We start from the raw sequence: 16189 nt of genomic DNA, 5'->3' as shown, positions 1-16189 counted from the left end.
CGCGGGCACGTCGGCCGCACCCCCAGCGCCTCCCCGGGAGCCGACACCGCCGACGCCTCACGGCACCAGCACCAGCCGGCCCCGGATGCCGCCCTCCGCCAGACGGGCGTGCGCCTTCACCGCGTCGACCAGGGCGTACGTCTCCGCGACCCGGAGGGTCAGCACGCCCTTCTCGGCCAGGTCGACCAGCTCGGCGAGCCGACGGCCGTCCGCGCGCACCTCGACCGCGCCGACACGGATGCCGCGCTCGGAAGCGGGCTCACCGCCCGGGTGGACACCCAGGTACGCGCCGCCGTCGCGAACCCGGGCCAGGGCCGGCCCGCCGAGGGCCGCCGCGTCCAGTACGGCATCGAAGCCGCCCTCGTCGGCGTCCGCGACCCGGGCCGCGCCCAGCGACCGTACGAGCTCCTCACTGCCCGGCCGGGCCAGCGCCGTCGCCTCGATGCCCCGGTGTGCGGCAAGCTGGAGCGCGTAGCCGCCGACCGCGCCCGCGGCACCGGTCACCAGCAGCTTCTGCCCCGGCTCCACCCCCAGCTCGTCCAGCGCCTGCGCCGCGGTCAGGGCGTTCAGCGGAAGGGTGGACGCGGAGACGGCGTCGACGCCCGCCGGGGCCTTGGCCACCGCGTCGGCGTCCAGGATCACGTAGTCGGCGTGGGTGCCCAGCGACTTGCCCATGCCGTAGTGCAGGGCCACCACCTCGTCACCGACGCTCCAGTCCGCCTCCGCGCCGACGGCGTCCACCGTGCCCGCGACATCCCAGCCCAGGCCGATCTGGGTGCCCTCACCCCCGAAGACACCCGCCCGCAGCCCGGCGTCGACCGGGTTCAGCGCGGCCGCCGCCACCTTGATCCGGATCTGGCGCGCACCCGGCTCGGGCACCTCGACCTCCACGACCTCCACGGCCTCGGGTCCGCCGAACGTCGTCACCACTGCTGCACGCATGTCGAAACAGCTCCTCAAACCATTGCGAAAGCCTCGGTATCTCCTCGGCCTCCGCAACCCTAGGAAGAGCTACTATCGATTCGTAAGGAGTTACCCAAAGGTGCGTACCTACCTCAGAGGTGAGCCGTGGCGACGATGACAGCGGCACAGCGACGCGAACAGGCACGCCGCGAGTACGACGCGTTCATCAAGGGCTGCCCGACCAACCAGCTCCTGGACCGGCTCAGCGACAAGTGGGTCAGCCTCGTCGTCTCCGCGCTCGCCTCCGGCCCCATGCGCTACAGCGACCTCGGCCGCAAGATCGCCGGGGTGAGCCCCAAGATGCTCACCCAGACGCTGCGCGCCCTGGAACGCGACGGCATCCTCACCCGTCAGGTCACCCCGTCCGTACCGGTCCGCGTCGACTACGAACTGACCCCCCTCGGCCACAGCCTGGCCCTGCTGCTGATGGCCGTGAAGGACTGGGCCGAGACCCACATCGAACAGGTCCACGAGGCCCGCGAGCGGTACGACGCGGCGAACGAGGCGCAGGCGGCCTAACCACCGGGGGGCGCGCCCGGGGGCGCTAGAAGTAGTACGCGTCCCCCGTCTCCAGGATCAGCACCCGCTGCCGGTCATTGGCCGGGTTCCGGTCCACGGCCCCGCCGCTCCACACCGTGTCCATCTCCAGCTCCACCTCGGAGGACGCGTCCCGCAGCCGTACCCGCAGCGCGATCCGCTCCCCGAACTCGTCCGCGCCCAGCGCCCCCACCCGGCACAGCACCGCCCGCGTCCCGGCCCGCGCACACCCGTCGGGCAGCTCCTGCCGGTCCGCCAGCGGCTCCGACCAGCGCAGCCGCACCGTCGCGTCGGGCACCGCCGAGGGCCCGTGGTTGCGGGGCGTGAACCGCAGATCGACCTCACCGCCGACCAGCGACGCGGACCCGTGGTACGCCAGATCCGCCTCCGGCCCTCGCACGGCACCGGCCGCCCCCGACGCCCCTCCCACCAGCAACGCCGCCGCCATCACTCCGGCCCCGCACACCCGCGCACCGCGCATACGTCCACTCCCGTCCATCCGGTCGTTTTGTCGTACGGATGTATGCCACGTGGGGCATACGGCAGGCGCCGTCCAACAGGTGACAGACCCCGGTCCGCCCGAGGCCCCTTATGCCAAGCTGCGCCCATGTCCGTACTGCGCTCCGCCGTCCTGTTCGTCGTCGCCGCCCTCTTCGAGATCGGCGGTGCCTGGCTGGTCTGGCAGGGCGTACGCGAGCACCGCGGCTGGCTGTGGATCGGCGGCGGCGTGCTGGCCCTCGGTGCCTACGGCTTCGTCGCCACCCTCCAGCCGGACGCCGAGTTCGGCCGCATCCTCGCCGCGTATGGCGGGGTCTTCGTGGCCAGCTCGCTCGCCTGGGGCATGGTCGCGGACGGCTACCGGCCCGACCGCTGGGACGTGGTCGGCGCACTGATCTGCCTCGCGGGGATGGCCGTGATCATGTACGCCCCGCGCGGCGAGGGCTGACGGCCCTCAGTCCTCCGGCAGCAGACCGAGCTGCCCCAGGAACTCCATCTGATCGAAGTAGAGCCGGTAACTGACGATCCTCCCGTCCCGGACGGTGGCGAAGTCCACACCCCGCAGCTTGACGGGCTTCCCGGTCGCGGGCAGCGACTGCCCGTCCGGCAGCGCGATGGGGCCGCTGTTGATCCCGCTGAAGAACCCCTCATCGATCGCGGTGTCCCCGGCCTCGTACTCGTTCAGGGGCTCGAAGACCGCGTTCGGCACCGCGTCCGTCATCTGCCGGAAGTACTCGACGATGTGGTCCCGCCCGGTCACTTCCCCCTCATCGGGCGTCACCGCCACGGCTTCCTCCGCGAACAGCTCCGCCAGCGCCTTCAGATCCGGCTCCCCGGTGACCGCCGCGGTCAGCCGGTCCATCACCTCACGAGCCTGTCCCATGACAACCTCCGCCCTGCGAGGACCACCCACCCCAATTCTCCCACCAGAGCCCCCACCGGGGGCCGCCAGAGGCCTCGCCGGAACCTCGCAGGGGGCCGTTCGAAGGGCTCGCAGGGGCCCCTCGGGAGCCCACCCACCGAAACCCCCCGACCCGCCCCCGGCCCGCCCGCCTATCCTGGCCGGGCATGCATTCGGGCCCCGCCCGAGCCGTCCGCCCTCCCGAGGAGCAGCCCCATGGCAGCCGCCGCACCGTCCGCCGCGTCCCGTATCGCCGTCGTCACCGGGGCGAGCAGCGGTATCGGTGCCGCCACCGCCCGGCAGCTCGCCGCGGCCGGGTACCGGGTCGTGCTGACCGCGCGCCGCAAGGACCGGATCGAGGCCGTGGCCGAGGAGATCAACGCCGCCGGACACTCGGCGACCGCCTACCAGCTCGACGTCACCGACCGCGCGGCCGTCGACGAGTTCGCCACCGCGTTCAAGACCATCGCCGTCCTGGTCAACAACGCCGGCGGAGCCCTCGGCGCCGACCCCGTCGCCACCGGCGACCCCGCGGACTGGCGCGCGATGTACGAGACCAACGTCATCGGCACCCTCAACCTCACCCAGGCGCTCCTGCCCAAGCTGGAGGCCGGCGGCGACGGCACCGTCGTCGTGGTGTCCTCGACCGCGGGCCACGGCACCTACGAGGGCGGCGCGGGCTACGTCGCCGCCAAGCACGGCGAGCACGTCCTCGCCGAGACCCTCCGCCTGGAGATCGTCGGCAAGCCGGTCCGTGTCATCGAGGTCGCCCCCGGCATGGTGAAGACGGACGAGTTCGCCCTCACCCGCTTCGGCGGCGACACCGACAAGGCCGCCAAGGTCTACCAGGGCGTCGCCGAGCCGCTCACCGCCGACGACGTCGCCGACACCATCACCTGGGCCGTGACCCGGCCCAGCCACGTCAACATCGACCTGCTGGTCGTCCGGCCCCGCGCGCAGGCGTCCAACACCAAGGTCCACCGGGAGCTGTGATGACGGGCGAGGAGAAACAGCAGGACGAGAGCAAGAGCCCCCACAACGAACGCCAGATGTGGTGGTGGCTCGGCTACTTCCTGTTCGGCATCCACATCGTGGCGTTCGTCATGATCTACGCCGTGACACACGCGCCGAAGTAACCCCGGAACCCAAGAGTCCACGGATAGAACCGACCGAGTGGACAGACACATACCCTTCGACGCCCTGCACAACTTCCGCGACCTCGGCGGCTACCGCACCGCCGACGGCCGCCGGATCCGCCCCGGCCGCCTCTACCGCGCCGACTCCCTCGGCAAGCTCACCGAAGGCACCGAGGACTGGACCCGCTTCCTCGCGCTGGGCGTGCGCACGGTCATCGACCTGCGCTACCCCTGGGAGATCGACTCCCGGGGCCGGGTCCCGGACCACCCCACGCTGACCTACCACAACCTCAGCATCGAACACCGCCCCTACAACCAGGCCGCGTTGACGGCGGACGTGCAGGCCGGACCGTACCTGTCGGAACGCTTCCTGGAGGTAGCCAAGGACGGCGCACAGGAGATCCGCCGCGCCCTCGAAGTCATCGCCAAGTCCGCCGAGTCGGACGAACCCCTCGTCTTCCACTGTGCCTCGGGCAAGGACCGCACGGGCCAACTCGCCGCCCTGGTCCTGTCGTTGCTCGGCGTCGACGAGCCGACGATCATCGAGGACTTCACCCTCACCGAACTGGCCACCGAGTCCCTGCTGGCGGAATGGCGCACCCGCAACAACGGCAACTCCCCCACCTGGCCGGACTACGGCCGCGCCCCGGCATCGGTCATGCGCCTGTTCCTCCAGGGCCTCAAAGACCGCTACGGATCGGTAGAGACGTACGCAACCGAGACCCTCGCCCTGACCCGCACCCTCCGCGCCGCCCTCCTGGAGCAACCCCCCACCACCCACCCGGCGTTGACCTTCCACAAGGCAACCGAGGCAGACGCCCCCACCCTCGCCCGCCTCCACGACTCGGCCGCCCTGTGGATGCTGGCCCGCGGCATCGACCAGTGGAAACCGGGCCGCAAGGACGAGGCCCACTTCCGCACCCGCATGCGCGAGGGCGAGGTCTGGCTGGCCCACGCCGACGGCTACCTGACCGGCGCCTGGGAACTGTGGTGGTCCGACCCCGCCGCCTGGGGCCCCCGCCCCGACGACGCCGGGTACATCCACCGCCTGATGACGACGCCCCACACGGCCCCGCCAGGCACCGGCCGCCGCCTCCTCGCCGAGGCCGAGTCCCGCATAGCCACCACCGGCCGCCCCTACGCCCGCCTCGACTGCCTCACCTCCAACCCCCGCCTGCGCACGTACTACGAGACCGCGGGCTACCGGGCCGTCGGCGAACGCCACGACAAAACGGACGGCACGAACGCCCTGTACGGGGTGACGCTGATGGAAAAGAAGCTCGGTTAACTCACAGGACTGAACATCACCGATCACCCGTACGGCCGTTGAACTGCCGACCTACGCTCGCGTCGAACGATCAACGCAACGGCCCTCGCCCGGATGCCGGTCCGGAGCGAGGGCCTGACCAGTACGGAAGGCGGCCTTCCTCATGGCTGACTGCGAGCCTAGCGCTCATCGATTCATGGACCTCACGGTCCCCGAGTACGCGTACATGTTCGGCTTCCTGCAAGCCGACGGGCATCTGTACCAAGGCACAGGGCGCAAAGGGAGGTTGAGCCTGGAGATCAACGCGCGGGACATCGATCTCCTCCGCGCATTCCAGAAGCTGACGCCCTACAACAGCAGCATCATCCAACGCACCCGGTCCACCAACTTCGCCGCCGTCCATACCTCGGCGGTCTGGAGCGTGTGCTCCCTGGAGGCCAGGACCGTCCTCAACGACCTCGGACTCCCCTACGGACGAAAGTCGGAGACGATCGCTCCGCCGCTCGGCGACTTCGCCCACCGTGACTACCTTCGAGGAGTCATCGACGCCGACGGGTCAGTGGGATTCACGAGCAAGGGATTTCCGTTCGTCTCCCTCACCACGGCCAGCACCGCCATCGGCCAGGACCTGTGCGACTACGTCCAAGAGGTCACCGGAGTCCAGCGCACAGTCAAGCGGAACACTCGCGACAGCATCTACAACGTGCTCATCGCGATGGAGGCAGGCCAGCGCCTGGCAGCCGACCTGTACTACCCCGGCTGCCTGGCTCTGGCACGCAAGCAGGCGGCCGCCGACTCGCTCGCCGCGTGGATCCGTCCCGCAGGAATGCGTTCCGCCTACACGGCCCGCCGCTGGACGGCGGCGGAGGACCGCATCCTGCTGAAGCTCAACAGCCCGACAGCGGCGGCCGAGGTCCTCGACCGGACGCCGCAGAGCTGCAATCTTCGTATGTGGCGACTGCGGTCCGGCAAGGTACCCATGCCGAGCAACTGACGTCGGACCGACACGGCCCCCGGCTGTCGCGCCGGGGGCCTTGTGCGTCAGCCCTTCACACACACGAACTGCTTCAGCTTCGCGACCACTTCGACGAGATCGCGCTGCTGCTGCATTACCTGGTCGATGTTCTTGTAGGCACCCGGAATCTCGTCCAGCACACCGGAGTCCTTACGGCACTCCACACCGCGCGTCTGTTCCTCCAGGTCCCGCACGGTGAAACGCCGCTTCGCCGCATTGCGGCTCATGCGCCGACCGGCACCGTGCGAAGCGGAGTTGAAGGCCTTCTCGTTGCCGAGTCCCTTCACGATGTAGGAACTCGTGCCCATCGAGCCCGGAATGATCCCGTACTCGCCGGAGCCCGCCCGGATCGCTCCCTTGCGGGTGACGAGCAGGTCCATGCCCTCGTAGCGCTCCTCGGCCACATAGTTGTGGTGGCACGAGATCTCCTGCTCGAAGGTCGGCTTCGCCTTCTTGAACTCCCTGCGGACGACGTCCTTGAGCAGCGCCATCATGATCGCGCGGTTGTACTTCGCGTACTCCTGGGCCCAGTACAGATCGCTCCGGTACGCCGCCATCTGCGGCGTGTCCGCCACGAACACCGCGAGATCGCGGTCGACCAGGCCCTGATTGTGCGGAAGCTTCTGCGCGACGCCGATGTGGTACTCCGCCAGCTCCTTACCGATGTTCCGGGAACCGGAGTGCAGCATGAGCCAGACCGAATTTGACTGATCAAGACAAAATTCGATCATGTGATTGCCGGATCCGAGCGTCCCCATCTGCTTCTCGGCCCGTTCATGACGGAACTTGACCGCTTCCGCGATCCCGTCGAACCGGTCCCAGAAGTCGCCCCACCCGCCGGTCGGGAAGCCGTGCAGTCGGCCGGGGTCGACGGGGTCGTCGTGCATCCCCCGCCCCACCGGAATCGCCTGCTCGATCTTCGAGCGCAGGCGGGACAGGTCGCCGGGGAGGTCGTTCGCCGTCAGGGACGTCTTGACCGCCGACATTCCGCAGCCGATGTCCACCCCGACCGCCGCCGGGCACACCGCGCCCTGCAGGGCGATCACGGAGCCGACCGTCGCACCCTTGCCGTAGTGGACGTCCGGCATGACCGCCAGGCCCTTGATCCACGGCAGGGTCGCCACGTTCCGGAGCTGCTGGAGGGCCACGTCCTCCACCGTCGCGGGGTCCGTCCACATGCGGATCGGAACCTTGGCACCGGGCATTTCCACGTACGACATATCGTCCTCATTCCCCCGATAAGCAACACAAGTCTCAAATCGCAAAACTGGCGCCGAGGTCAACGAAAGGGACACCGGACCGGCGTTCACAGCAGTGCGTGCGATACACATTGTGTCCAGGGGTCGCACCCCGCCCGCAATCCATTTCCGCAGCGAGAGGAGCCGACCGTGCAGCGGAAGGCGTACGTATCCGGCGTCGCCGCGCTCCTCGCGGCGCTGCTGGCCGGCTGCACCGGAAGCTCCGACGACGGCGGTCCGACGGACGGGTCCAACCCGGGCGACTCCGGTACGGCGACGGCGGCGGCCGAGCCCGGCCGGTACCGCACGCTCCCGGAGCCCTGCGGCTCGGTCGACCCGGACACCCTCGACGCGCTGCTGCCCGGCATCCCCGAGGTCAGCGACGAGGAGCAGCGCGAGAAGCTGTACGAGGGCACCGCCACGCTCACCTACGACACCGACCGCAAGGTGGGCTGCCGCTGGAAGGTGGACTCGGCGACCGCGACCGATCACCTCTTCATCGACTTCGAGCGCGTGGTGTCGTACGACAACACCGTCAGCGACGACAGCCAGGCCGAGGAGGTCTTCGCGAAGCTGCGCACCGAGGCGGACCTCCCCGAACCGACAGACACGGACGCCGAGCCCTCCGGCTCCGAGTCCCCGGACAAGCCGACCGACGCGGTGTCCAACTCCCTGACCCCGTCGGACCCCGACGCCTCCCCGTCCTCCACGTCCACTCCGACCGACCTCCAACCCCGCGTCCTGGACGATCTGGGTGACGAGGCGTTCCTGAACGACGTGCTCAGCAGTGCCGGTTCGACGGCCAAGCAGCGGACGGTGACTGTGGCGTTCCGCACGTCCAACGTCGTGGTGACCATCCAGTACGAGGAGCAGCCGGCCACGGTCGGTGTGGTGCCGGACAGCAAGGAAATGCAGGACAGGGCGCTGAATCTGGCCAGTGAGCTGGCTGAGACGCTGGCGGGCTGAGGCCCGTGTGCGGCGAGTTGTGAAGACGGCGAAACAGAAACGCACTGCTTCCTCACCGCGTACCGTGGCCCCTCGGACCCGATCCGACGGCAGGAACCACGAGTCTCATGAGTGAAGGAACCATGCAGCGAGCAGCCCAGCGTGACCCGAGCCATCAGCGAGCCAGGCGTCTTTCCCGCGCTGTTGTCGGTGCGGCCGCCGTTCCCGTGATGCTGATCGCCGCCGGCTGCTCCTCTGACTCCGGCTCGGACGACGCGAGCAAGAACGCCAGTGCCAGTGCTTCGGCGTCGGCGAGCCCGTCACCGACGGTGCAGGCGGCGGCGTACGACAAGTTGCCCGAGGCGTGCGATGTGCTGGCCAAGGACACCTTGTCCGATCTCGTACCGAAGGCGGGCAAGTCCGGCAAAGAGGGTTCGTCCGACGACACCTCCGCGCGGGCCAGTTGTTCGTGGAGCAGCCTGGACAACAACGGTGTGAAGGGCTCGCAGTTCCGCTGGCTGAACGTGTCGCTGCTGCGCTTCGAGTCGGACATCACGCGTGGTGAGGGCGACAAGCTGGCGGCGGAGTTCTACGCCAAGCAGGTTCAGGACGCCCAGGCGACGAAGGACGCGAAGAACGTCAAGTCGGAGCCGGTCGCCGGGACGGGCGACGAGGCGACGCTGGTGCGTTACGACCTGAAGAAGAAGGAGGGCGCCTTCAAGCAGCAGACGGTCGTGGCGCGGGTCGAGAACGTGGTCGTCACGCTCGACTACAACGGCGCCGGCCTCGCGGGCGAGAAGACGCCGGACGCGGGCACCCTCGTCAAGCTGGCCGAGAAGGCGGCGAAGGAGGCGGTGGCCGCGGTGACGAAGGCCAACGGCTCCGGCACGGACGGTGACGCGGCGGGCACGAATCCGTCCAAGTCGCCCTCGAAGGAAGCCTCCAAGGACTCCTCCAAGGACTCCTCGAAGAAGCCGTCGGCGAAGGCGTCGGCGAAGAGCTGACCCTCCGGCGACACGTGCGCCGCACACATGTGCCACCCTGTTGCGCGCAACAACACGCAAGGGGAGGGGAGTACGAGTGGCCGGGCCACCGCAGCTGACCCGAATGCACCGCGTCCTCATCGGCGTGGTGGTGTTCGGCGCTGTCATCATCGCCGGCATCGGCTTCGCCGGTTCGTACGCGGCCGTCCGAGAGCTGGCCATCAAGAAGGGTTTCGGGGACTTCAGCTATGTGTTCCCGATCGGCATCGACGCGGGCATCTGTGTGCTGCTCGCGCTCGATCTGCTGCTGACCTGGATTCGTATCCCCTTTCCGCTGCTGCGTCAGACGGCCTGGCTGCTGACGGCGGCGACGATCGCGTTCAACGGCGCGGCGGCCTGGCCGGACCCGCTGGGCGTGGGTATGCACGGCGTGATCCCGATCCTGTTCGTGGTCGCGGTGGAGGCGGCCCGGCACGCGATCGGGCGGATCGCCGACATCACTGCGGACAAGCACATGGAGGGCGTCCGGCTGACCCGCTGGCTGCTGAGCCCGGTGCCGACGTTTCTGCTGTGGCGGCGGATGAAGCTGTGGGAGCTGCGCTCCTACGAGCAGGTCATCAAGCTGGAGCAGGAACGTCTCGTCTATCAGGCCCGCCTGCGTTCCCGTTTCGGCCGGGCCTGGCGCCGCAAGGCTCCGGTGGAGTCCCTGATGCCGCTGCGGCTGGCCCGTTACGGTGTCCCGCTGGCGGAGACCGCACCCGCGGGTCTGGCGGCGGCGGGGATAGAGCCGCTGCTCATACCCCCGGCGCCGCAGCAGCCGCAGGCTGTCACGGCGCCGTCCGCTGCCGAGCAGCGCCCGCAGCTCGTGGGCAATCAGTACCCCGAGCAGTATCCCGAGCAGTACGAGGACCAGTACGGCCAGTACGCCTACGAACCGGCCCCCGACGAGAGCCCCTGGCTGCACGCCCGGCGCCCGGAGGAGATCGAGTACCACGGCGACTACGACCCGACGTACGACCCGTCGCAGTACGAGGACTGGCACGAGCAGGAGCCCCCGGCCATGGACCAGGAGCCCTCTCCTGAGGAGACGGGCAGCTTCCCCATCCCGGTGGCCCCCGGCCGCACCCGTGAGCTGGGTGAGGGCGGCGGCTCCCCGGAGCCGGACGAGGACGCCTTCTACCAGGTGTTCCGTGAGTCGATAAAGAGCGGCAACGGCGCTCCCACGCCCCGCGGCTTCATGGCCGACGTGGAGGCGACGTACGGCATCGCGCTCCCGGAGGCGGAGGCCAAGCGGATGGTGAACCGCTTCGGCAACCGTCTGAACGCGGAGCTCACCGACGAGCACATCGCGTAGAGCGCAGAAGAAAGGGGCCCTCCACACCAGGAGGGCCCCTTCTTCATGCGTACGAGCGCGTACGGGCCGGGCTACTCGCCGAGCAGCGACCGCACCCGCTCCTGCCCGACCGCCAGCAGCAGCGTGGGCAGACGCGGACCGGTGTCCCGGCCGACCAGCAGGTGGTAGAGCAGCGCGAAGAACGACCGCTGGGCCGTCTTGATCTCCGGCGGCAGGTCCTTGGGCGTGGCGTCGGCCGGGAATCCGGCCTGCACCTTGGGCACGCCGTAGACGAGGTGGGTCAGCCCGTCGAGCGACCAGTGCGAGTCCAGTCCGTCGAGCAGGAGCCGCAGGGACTGCTGGGAGGTCTCGTCGAGGGACTTCAGCAGTTCGGCGTCGGGCTCGGCGCGCACGATGGTCCGCTGGTCGGCGGGGACGTGCGTGTTGATCCAGGCCACGGCCTTGTCGTAGCGCGGGCGGACCTCGTCCAGGGAGGTCAGCGGGTTGGCCGGGTCCAGGTCGGACAGGATGCGCAGCGCCTGGTCCTCGTGCCCGGCGGTGATGTCGGCGACGGACGCGAGGGTGCGGTACGGCATCGGGCGGGGCGTGCGCGGCAGCTCGCCGTCGGCGGTGCGCACCGCGCGGGAGTGCGCGGCGATGTCGGCCGGGAGGGCGGAGCCGTCGGTGACCTTGGCGTCGAGCTTGTCCCACTCGTCGTACAGCCGCTGGATCTCCTGGTCGAAGGCGATCTTGAAGGACTGATTGGGGCGGCGGCGGGCGTAGAGCCAGCGCAGGAGCTGGGGCTCCATGATCTGCAGGGCGTCGGCCGGGGTGGGCACCCCGCCGCGCGAGGAGGACATCTTCGCCATGCCGGAGATGCCGACGAAGGCGTACATGGGGCCGATGGGCTGCTTGCCGCCGAAGATACCGACGATCTGCCCGCCGACCTGGAACGACGAGCCGGGCGAGGAGTGGTCGACGCCGCTGGGCTCGAAGATGACGCCCTCGTAGGCCCAGCGCATGGGCCAGTCGACCTTCCACACCAGCTTGCCGCGGTTGAACTCGCTCAGCCGCACGGTCTCGGCGAAGCCGCACTCGTTGCAGGTGTACGACAGCTCGGTGGTCTCGTCGGCGTAGGAGGTGACCGTGGTCAGGTCCTTCTCGCAGTTGCCGCAGTACGGCTTGTACGGGAAGTACCCGGCCGCGCCGGCCGAGCCGTCGTCCTCGGCGGCGGCGCCGGAGCCTTCGGCGGCCTCCAGTTCGGCTTCGTCGACGGGCTTCTGCGACTTCTTCGCGGGGGCCTTCTTGGTGCGGTACTGGGCGAGCACGGCGTCGATGTCGCCGCGGTGCTTCATGGCGTGCAGGATCTGCTCGCGGTAGGCGCCCGAGGTGTACTGCTCGGTCTGGCTGATCCCGTCGAACTCCACGCCCAGCTCGGCCAGCGACTCGATCATCGCGGCCTTGAAGTGCTCGGCCCAGTTCGGGTACGGCGAGCCCTCGGGGGCGGGGACGGAGGTCAGGGGCTTGCCGATGTGGGCGGCCCAGGCCTCCTCGTCGACCCCGGCGATGCCCTTGGGCACCTTGCGGTAGCGGTCGTAGTCGTCCCAGGAGATCAGGTGCCGGACCTGGTACCCGCGGCGCCGGATCTCGTCGGCGACGAGGTGGGGCGTCATGACCTCGCGGAGGTTGCCCAGATGAATGGGGCCGGAGGGGGAGAGGCCGGACGCGACGACGACCGGTTTGCCCGGGGCCCGACGCTCCGACTCCTCGATGACCTCATCCGCGAAACGGGAGACCCAGTCGGTGGTCTCGGTGCTCTGAGCCACGATCGGCACGTCCTTCTTTCCTAGGGGCAGCCGTACGGTCAAGGCTGACTGGTGCATTCTCCCAGACGCGGCCGCGCCCGGAAAAACGGCTTTACCCCCCGTGGGATACTGGCCACGTCCAGCAATTCCGCCGAGGAGAACGGCTCCCATTCAATGGCTCCGGTCACGTCGCTCACCGATCTCGTCAACCAGCGCCTCACCGACGCCCTCGTCTCCGCCCTGCCGGAGACCGACGGCGCGGACCCGCTGCTGCGACGTAGCGACCGGGCCGACTTCCAGGCCAACGGCATCCTCGCGCTCGCCAAGAAGGCGAAGGCGAACCCGCGGGAGCTGGCCACGAAGGTGGTCGGCGGCATCGTCACCGGCGATGTGATCAAGGATGTCGAGGTCTCCGGGCCCGGCTTCCTGAACGTGACCATCGCCGACCGGGCGATCACCGAGACGCTTGCCGCGCGCGCCGCCGACGACCGGCTCGGCGTGCCGCTGAAGGAGAACCCCGGCGTCACGGTGATCGACTACGCGCAGCCGAACGTGGCCAAGGAGATGCACGTCGGCCACCTGCGCTCCGCGGTGATCGGCGACGCCCTGCGCCACATGCTCGACTTCACCGGCGAGAAGACGATCGGCCGGCACCACATCGGCGACTGGGGCACCCAGTTCGGCATGCTCATCCAGTACCTGATCGAGAACCCGGGCGAGCTGGCGCCGCCGTCGGAGGTCGACGGTGCGGAGGCGATGAGCAACCTCAACCGCGTCTACAAGGCCTCGCGTGCCGTCTTCGACGCCGACGACGACTTCAAGGAGCGGGCCCGTAAGCGGGTCGTCGCCCTGCAGTCGGGCGACGAGGAGACGCTGAAGCTGTGGCAGCAGTTCGTGGACGAGTCGAAGGTCTACTTCTACTCGGTCTTCGAGAAGCTGGACATGGAGATCCGGGACGAGGAGATCGTCGGCGAGTCGGCGTACAACGAGGGCATGCCGGAGACCGCCCGCCTCCTGGAGGAGATGGGTGTCGCGGTGCGCTCCGAGGGCGCGCTGGTCGTGTTCTTCGACGACATCCGCGGCAAGGACGACCAGCCGGTGCCGCTGATCGTGCAGAAGGCGGACGGCGGCTTCGGCTACGCGGCCTCCGATCTGACGGCGATCCGCAACCGGGTGGGCGAGCTGGACGCGACGACGCTGCTGTACGTGGTGGACGTGCGTCAGTCCCTGCACTTCAAGATGGTCTTCGAGACAGCCCGCCGGGCGGGCTGGCTGAACGAGAACGTGACCGCCCACAACATGGGCTACGGCACGGTCCTCGGCGCGGACGGCAAGCCGTTCAAGACCCGTGAGGGTGAGACGGTCCGGCTGGAGGATCTGCTGGACGAGGCCGTTCAGCGGGCCGCCGAGGTCGTACGGGAGAAGGCGCTCGACCTGACCGAGGACGAGATCCAGGAGCGGGCCACGCAGGTCGGCATCGGCGCGGTGAAGTACGCGGACCTGTCGACGTCGCCGAGCCGGGACTACAAGTTCGACCTGGACCAGATGGTCTCGCTGAACGGCGACACGTCCGTGTACCTCCAGTACGCGTACGCCCGGATCCAGTCGATCCTGCGCAAGGCGGGCGAGGCGAAGCCGTTCGCGCACCCGGAGCTGGAACTCACGGCGGCGGAGCGGGCGTTGGGCCTGCACCTGGATGCGTTCGGGAGCACGGTCTTCGAGGCGGCGGCCGAGTACGCGCCGCACAAGGTGGCCGCGTACCTGTACCAGCTGGCGTCGCTGTACACCGCCTTCTACGACAAGTGCCCGGTGCTGAAGGCCGACACCGAGGAGCAGAAGGAGAACCGCCTCTTCCTCTGCGACCTCACCGCCCGCACCCTGCACCAGGGCATGGCGCTCCTCGGCATCCGCACCCCCGAGCGCCTCTGACCTGAGCGGCTGCGGGACTTCGGCCTTGCCCTAGTTCCGCAGCCCCCGTCCCAGCCGCTCAAGCCCCTCCCCGATCCGCTCCGGTGTCTCCGTGACGAAGCAGAGCCGCAGGGTCGAGCGGTCGGGGTCACCGGCGTAGAAGGGCGCGCCGGGCACGTAGGCGACGTCCTGGCGCACCACCCGGGCCAGCAGCTCCGCCGTGTCGTACGTGTCCGGCAGGCGGGCCCAGAGGAACATGCCGCCCTCGGGGCGGTTCCACGTCGAGCCGGGCGGCAGGGCGTCGGCCAGCCCGGCGAGCATGGCGTCGCGCCGCTCGCCGTAGACGCGGGCCACGCGCGCGACGTGGGCGTCGAGGTCCTGGTCGGCCAAGTACCGTGCGGCGGCTAGCTGGTTGAGGGTCGGGGTGTGCAGGTCCGCCGCCTGCTTGGCGACCGCGCAGGCGCGGCGCAGTTCGGCGGGGGCCCGGAGCCAGCCCAGGCGCAGGCCGGGTGCCATGACCTTGGAGAAGGAGCCGAGCAGGACGGTGCGGTCCTCGGCGCCCGGGTGGGCGGCGAGCCACGGCACGCGCTCGCCCTCGAAGCGCAGTTCGCCGTAAGGGTCGTCCTCGACGAGCCACAGCCCGTACCTGGCCGCGACGGCGGCGACGGCGGCGCGCCGCTCGGCGGGCATGGTACGGCCGGTGGGGTTCTGGAAGGTGGGGACGGTGTAGAGGAGCTTGGGCCGCTCCTTGAGGACCAGTTCCGCGAGCGCGCCGGGGTCCACGCCGTCCGCGTCTCCGGGGACGGCCACGATCCGGGCGCCGGTGAAGGCGAAGGCCTGAAGTGCCGCCAGGTAGCAGGGACTTTCGACCAGTACCGCCTCGCCGGGTTCGAGCAGCGCGGTGGCGAGCAGGGACAGCGCCTGCTGCGAGCCGGTGGTGACGAGGACGTCGTCGGCGTCGGTGGGCAGTCCGCGCGCGGACGTGCGGTCGGCGAGCGCGGCCCGCAGGCCGGGTTCGCCCTCGGTGGTGGAGTACTGGAGTGCCTGCCCGGGGGTTTCGGCGAGGACCGCGCGGTAGGCGGCCGCTATCCCGTCGGCGTCGAACAGCTCCGGCGCGGGCAGTCCGCCCGCGAAGTTGACGACCTCGGGCCGTGCGGTGACGGCCAGGATGTCCCGTACCGGGGAACCGCCCACGGAGCGGGCGCGCGCGGCGAGCGGCGGCAGGGACGCGGAACGGGACGGCACGGGCTCGGCGACGGTCACGTGGCGGCTCCTCGAAGGCGGTTCGGCTGCTGCCCGCACCCTAGGCGGCTAGGTGCCGTCTACAAGCACCTTTCCGTGATACGGACACGGCGACCAAAATCTGTCCCGTCCCGCCCTCTCGGGACGGCGCGTCCTCGCAGGTCGGAGCCGGTCCCACCGCTCGGGCGTCCCGAATCCCCGGCAAGGCCTGGCACCGGCCCCGCCCCTTCCGCAATCTGAGACCCTCCCGGACCCCTCCTGCGAAAGGGCCCCCATGTCCGCACGCCGCCGCCCCCGACTGCTCGCCGCGCTCCTCCTGCTGGGCGTCCTGACCGCCGCGCTCACCGGCTGCGAGGACGGCAAGGGCCTGCGCGACGAGGGCCCGTCGAGCAGTGTCGGCGAGCACCGCTAGCGGACC

Annotated in this window: 17 protein-coding genes; 11 read left to right on the top strand and 6 right to left on the bottom strand. The window is 69.9% G+C overall.

Annotation, left to right across the window (positions count from 1 at the left end; genetic code table 11):
• Positions 1-57: 57 nt before the first annotated feature.
• Complete coding sequence (locus ACZ7L7_RS35865) at positions 58-942, bottom strand: NADP-dependent oxidoreductase (protein WP_285515996.1); 885 nt, start codon at positions 940-942, stop codon at positions 58-60.
• Between the two features lie 126 nt (positions 943-1068).
• Here ACZ7L7_RS35865 and ACZ7L7_RS35860 point away from each other — a divergent pair, with 126 nt between their 5' ends.
• Positions 1069-1482: a winged helix-turn-helix transcriptional regulator gene (locus tag ACZ7L7_RS35860; protein ID WP_250754135.1), complete on the top strand. Its 414-nt coding sequence runs from the start codon at positions 1069-1071 to the stop codon at positions 1480-1482.
• 25 nt (positions 1483-1507) lie between these two features.
• On the opposite strand, the gene ACZ7L7_RS35855 is transcribed toward ACZ7L7_RS35860, so the two are convergent.
• Entirely contained in the window at positions 1508-1981 is a 474-nt protein-coding gene (locus ACZ7L7_RS35855) for a hypothetical protein (RefSeq protein WP_093718331.1), read from the bottom strand.
• A gap of 126 nt (positions 1982-2107) precedes the next feature.
• Between ACZ7L7_RS35855 and ACZ7L7_RS35850 the strand changes: the two genes are divergently transcribed.
• Entirely contained in the window at positions 2108-2446 is a 339-nt protein-coding gene (locus ACZ7L7_RS35850) for a YnfA family protein (protein ID WP_472077936.1), read from the top strand.
• Between the two features lie 6 nt (positions 2447-2452).
• Here the strand turns inward: ACZ7L7_RS35850 and ACZ7L7_RS35845 are convergent, their stop codons facing one another.
• Positions 2453-2881 carry an ester cyclase gene (locus ACZ7L7_RS35845; RefSeq protein ID WP_472077935.1) on the bottom strand — a complete coding sequence of 143 codons (429 nt, stop codon included), beginning with the start codon at positions 2879-2881 and terminating at the stop codon, positions 2453-2455.
• Between the two features lie 234 nt (positions 2882-3115).
• On the opposite strand from ACZ7L7_RS35845, the gene ACZ7L7_RS35840 reads away from it, so the two are divergent.
• The 4 genes from ACZ7L7_RS35840 to ACZ7L7_RS35825 all read left to right on the top strand — a co-directional run bounded on the left by ACZ7L7_RS35840 (position 3116) and on the right by ACZ7L7_RS35825 (position 6296).
• Positions 3116-3892, top strand: a complete 777-nt coding sequence (locus ACZ7L7_RS35840; RefSeq protein WP_250754139.1) for an SDR family NAD(P)-dependent oxidoreductase — start codon at positions 3116-3118, stop codon at positions 3890-3892.
• Positions 3892-4035 (top strand): hypothetical protein, encoded by a 144-nt coding sequence (locus ACZ7L7_RS35835; RefSeq protein ID WP_250754143.1) that lies wholly within the window; start codon positions 3892-3894, stop codon positions 4033-4035. Before ACZ7L7_RS35840 ends, ACZ7L7_RS35835 begins: the two co-directional genes overlap by 1 nt.
• 37 nt (positions 4036-4072) lie before the next feature.
• A complete protein-coding gene (locus tag ACZ7L7_RS35830; protein ID WP_453604866.1) occupies positions 4073-5323 on the top strand; it encodes a tyrosine-protein phosphatase in 1251 nt (416 codons plus the stop codon).
• A gap of 142 nt (positions 5324-5465) precedes the next feature.
• Entirely contained in the window at positions 5466-6296 is an 831-nt protein-coding gene (locus tag ACZ7L7_RS35825; RefSeq protein ID WP_250754149.1) for an LAGLIDADG family homing endonuclease, read from the top strand.
• Between the two features lie 47 nt (positions 6297-6343).
• On the opposite strand, the gene ACZ7L7_RS35820 is transcribed toward ACZ7L7_RS35825, so the two are convergent.
• The gene (locus ACZ7L7_RS35820; RefSeq protein WP_472077934.1) at positions 6344-7537 is read right to left on the bottom strand and encodes an RtcB family protein; all 1194 of its coding nucleotides are present in this window, start codon (positions 7535-7537) and stop codon (positions 6344-6346) included.
• A gap of 168 nt (positions 7538-7705) precedes the next feature.
• Here ACZ7L7_RS35820 and ACZ7L7_RS35815 point away from each other — a divergent pair, with 168 nt between their 5' ends.
• From ACZ7L7_RS35815 to ACZ7L7_RS35805, 3 genes are all read left to right on the top strand, one after another.
• Entirely contained in the window at positions 7706-8521 is an 816-nt protein-coding gene (locus tag ACZ7L7_RS35815; protein ID WP_285516002.1) for a DUF3558 domain-containing protein, read from the top strand.
• Positions 8522-8628: 107 nt separating this feature from the next.
• Positions 8629-9504, top strand: a complete 876-nt coding sequence (locus tag ACZ7L7_RS35810; RefSeq protein ID WP_285516003.1) for a DUF3558 family protein — start codon at positions 8629-8631, stop codon at positions 9502-9504.
• 76 nt (positions 9505-9580) lie between these two features.
• Complete coding sequence (locus ACZ7L7_RS35805) at positions 9581-10837, top strand: DUF2637 domain-containing protein (RefSeq protein ID WP_285516004.1); 1257 nt, start codon at positions 9581-9583, stop codon at positions 10835-10837.
• 71 nt (positions 10838-10908) lie between these two features.
• On the opposite strand, the gene lysS is transcribed toward ACZ7L7_RS35805, so the two are convergent.
• Positions 10909-12651 carry a lysine--tRNA ligase gene (lysS, locus tag ACZ7L7_RS35800; protein WP_453604860.1) on the bottom strand — a complete coding sequence of 581 codons (1743 nt, stop codon included), beginning with the start codon at positions 12649-12651 and terminating at the stop codon, positions 10909-10911.
• Positions 12652-12795: 144 nt separating this feature from the next.
• On the opposite strand from lysS, the gene argS reads away from it, so the two are divergent.
• On the top strand, positions 12796-14550 hold the full coding sequence (gene argS, locus ACZ7L7_RS35795; RefSeq protein WP_472077933.1) for an arginine--tRNA ligase: 1755 nt from the start codon (positions 12796-12798) through the stop codon (positions 14548-14550).
• A gap of 30 nt (positions 14551-14580) precedes the next feature.
• Here argS and ACZ7L7_RS35790 read toward each other — a convergent pair whose 3' ends face one another.
• Entirely contained in the window at positions 14581-15792 is a 1212-nt protein-coding gene (locus ACZ7L7_RS35790; RefSeq protein WP_471591813.1) for an aminotransferase-like domain-containing protein, read from the bottom strand.
• A 253-nt stretch (positions 15793-16045) separates the two neighbouring features.
• Here ACZ7L7_RS35790 and ACZ7L7_RS35785 point away from each other — a divergent pair, with 253 nt between their 5' ends.
• Positions 16046-16183, top strand: coding sequence for a hypothetical protein (locus tag ACZ7L7_RS35785; RefSeq protein WP_471591814.1), 138 nt, complete (start codon positions 16046-16048; stop codon positions 16181-16183).
• The last annotated feature ends 6 nt before the right edge of the window (positions 16184-16189 follow it).

The organism is Streptomyces sp. NPDC110618, assembly GCF_055657065.1.
The sequence above is the reverse complement of the archived record's forward strand: the minus strand, read 5'-3'. Positions and strand labels throughout refer to the sequence as shown.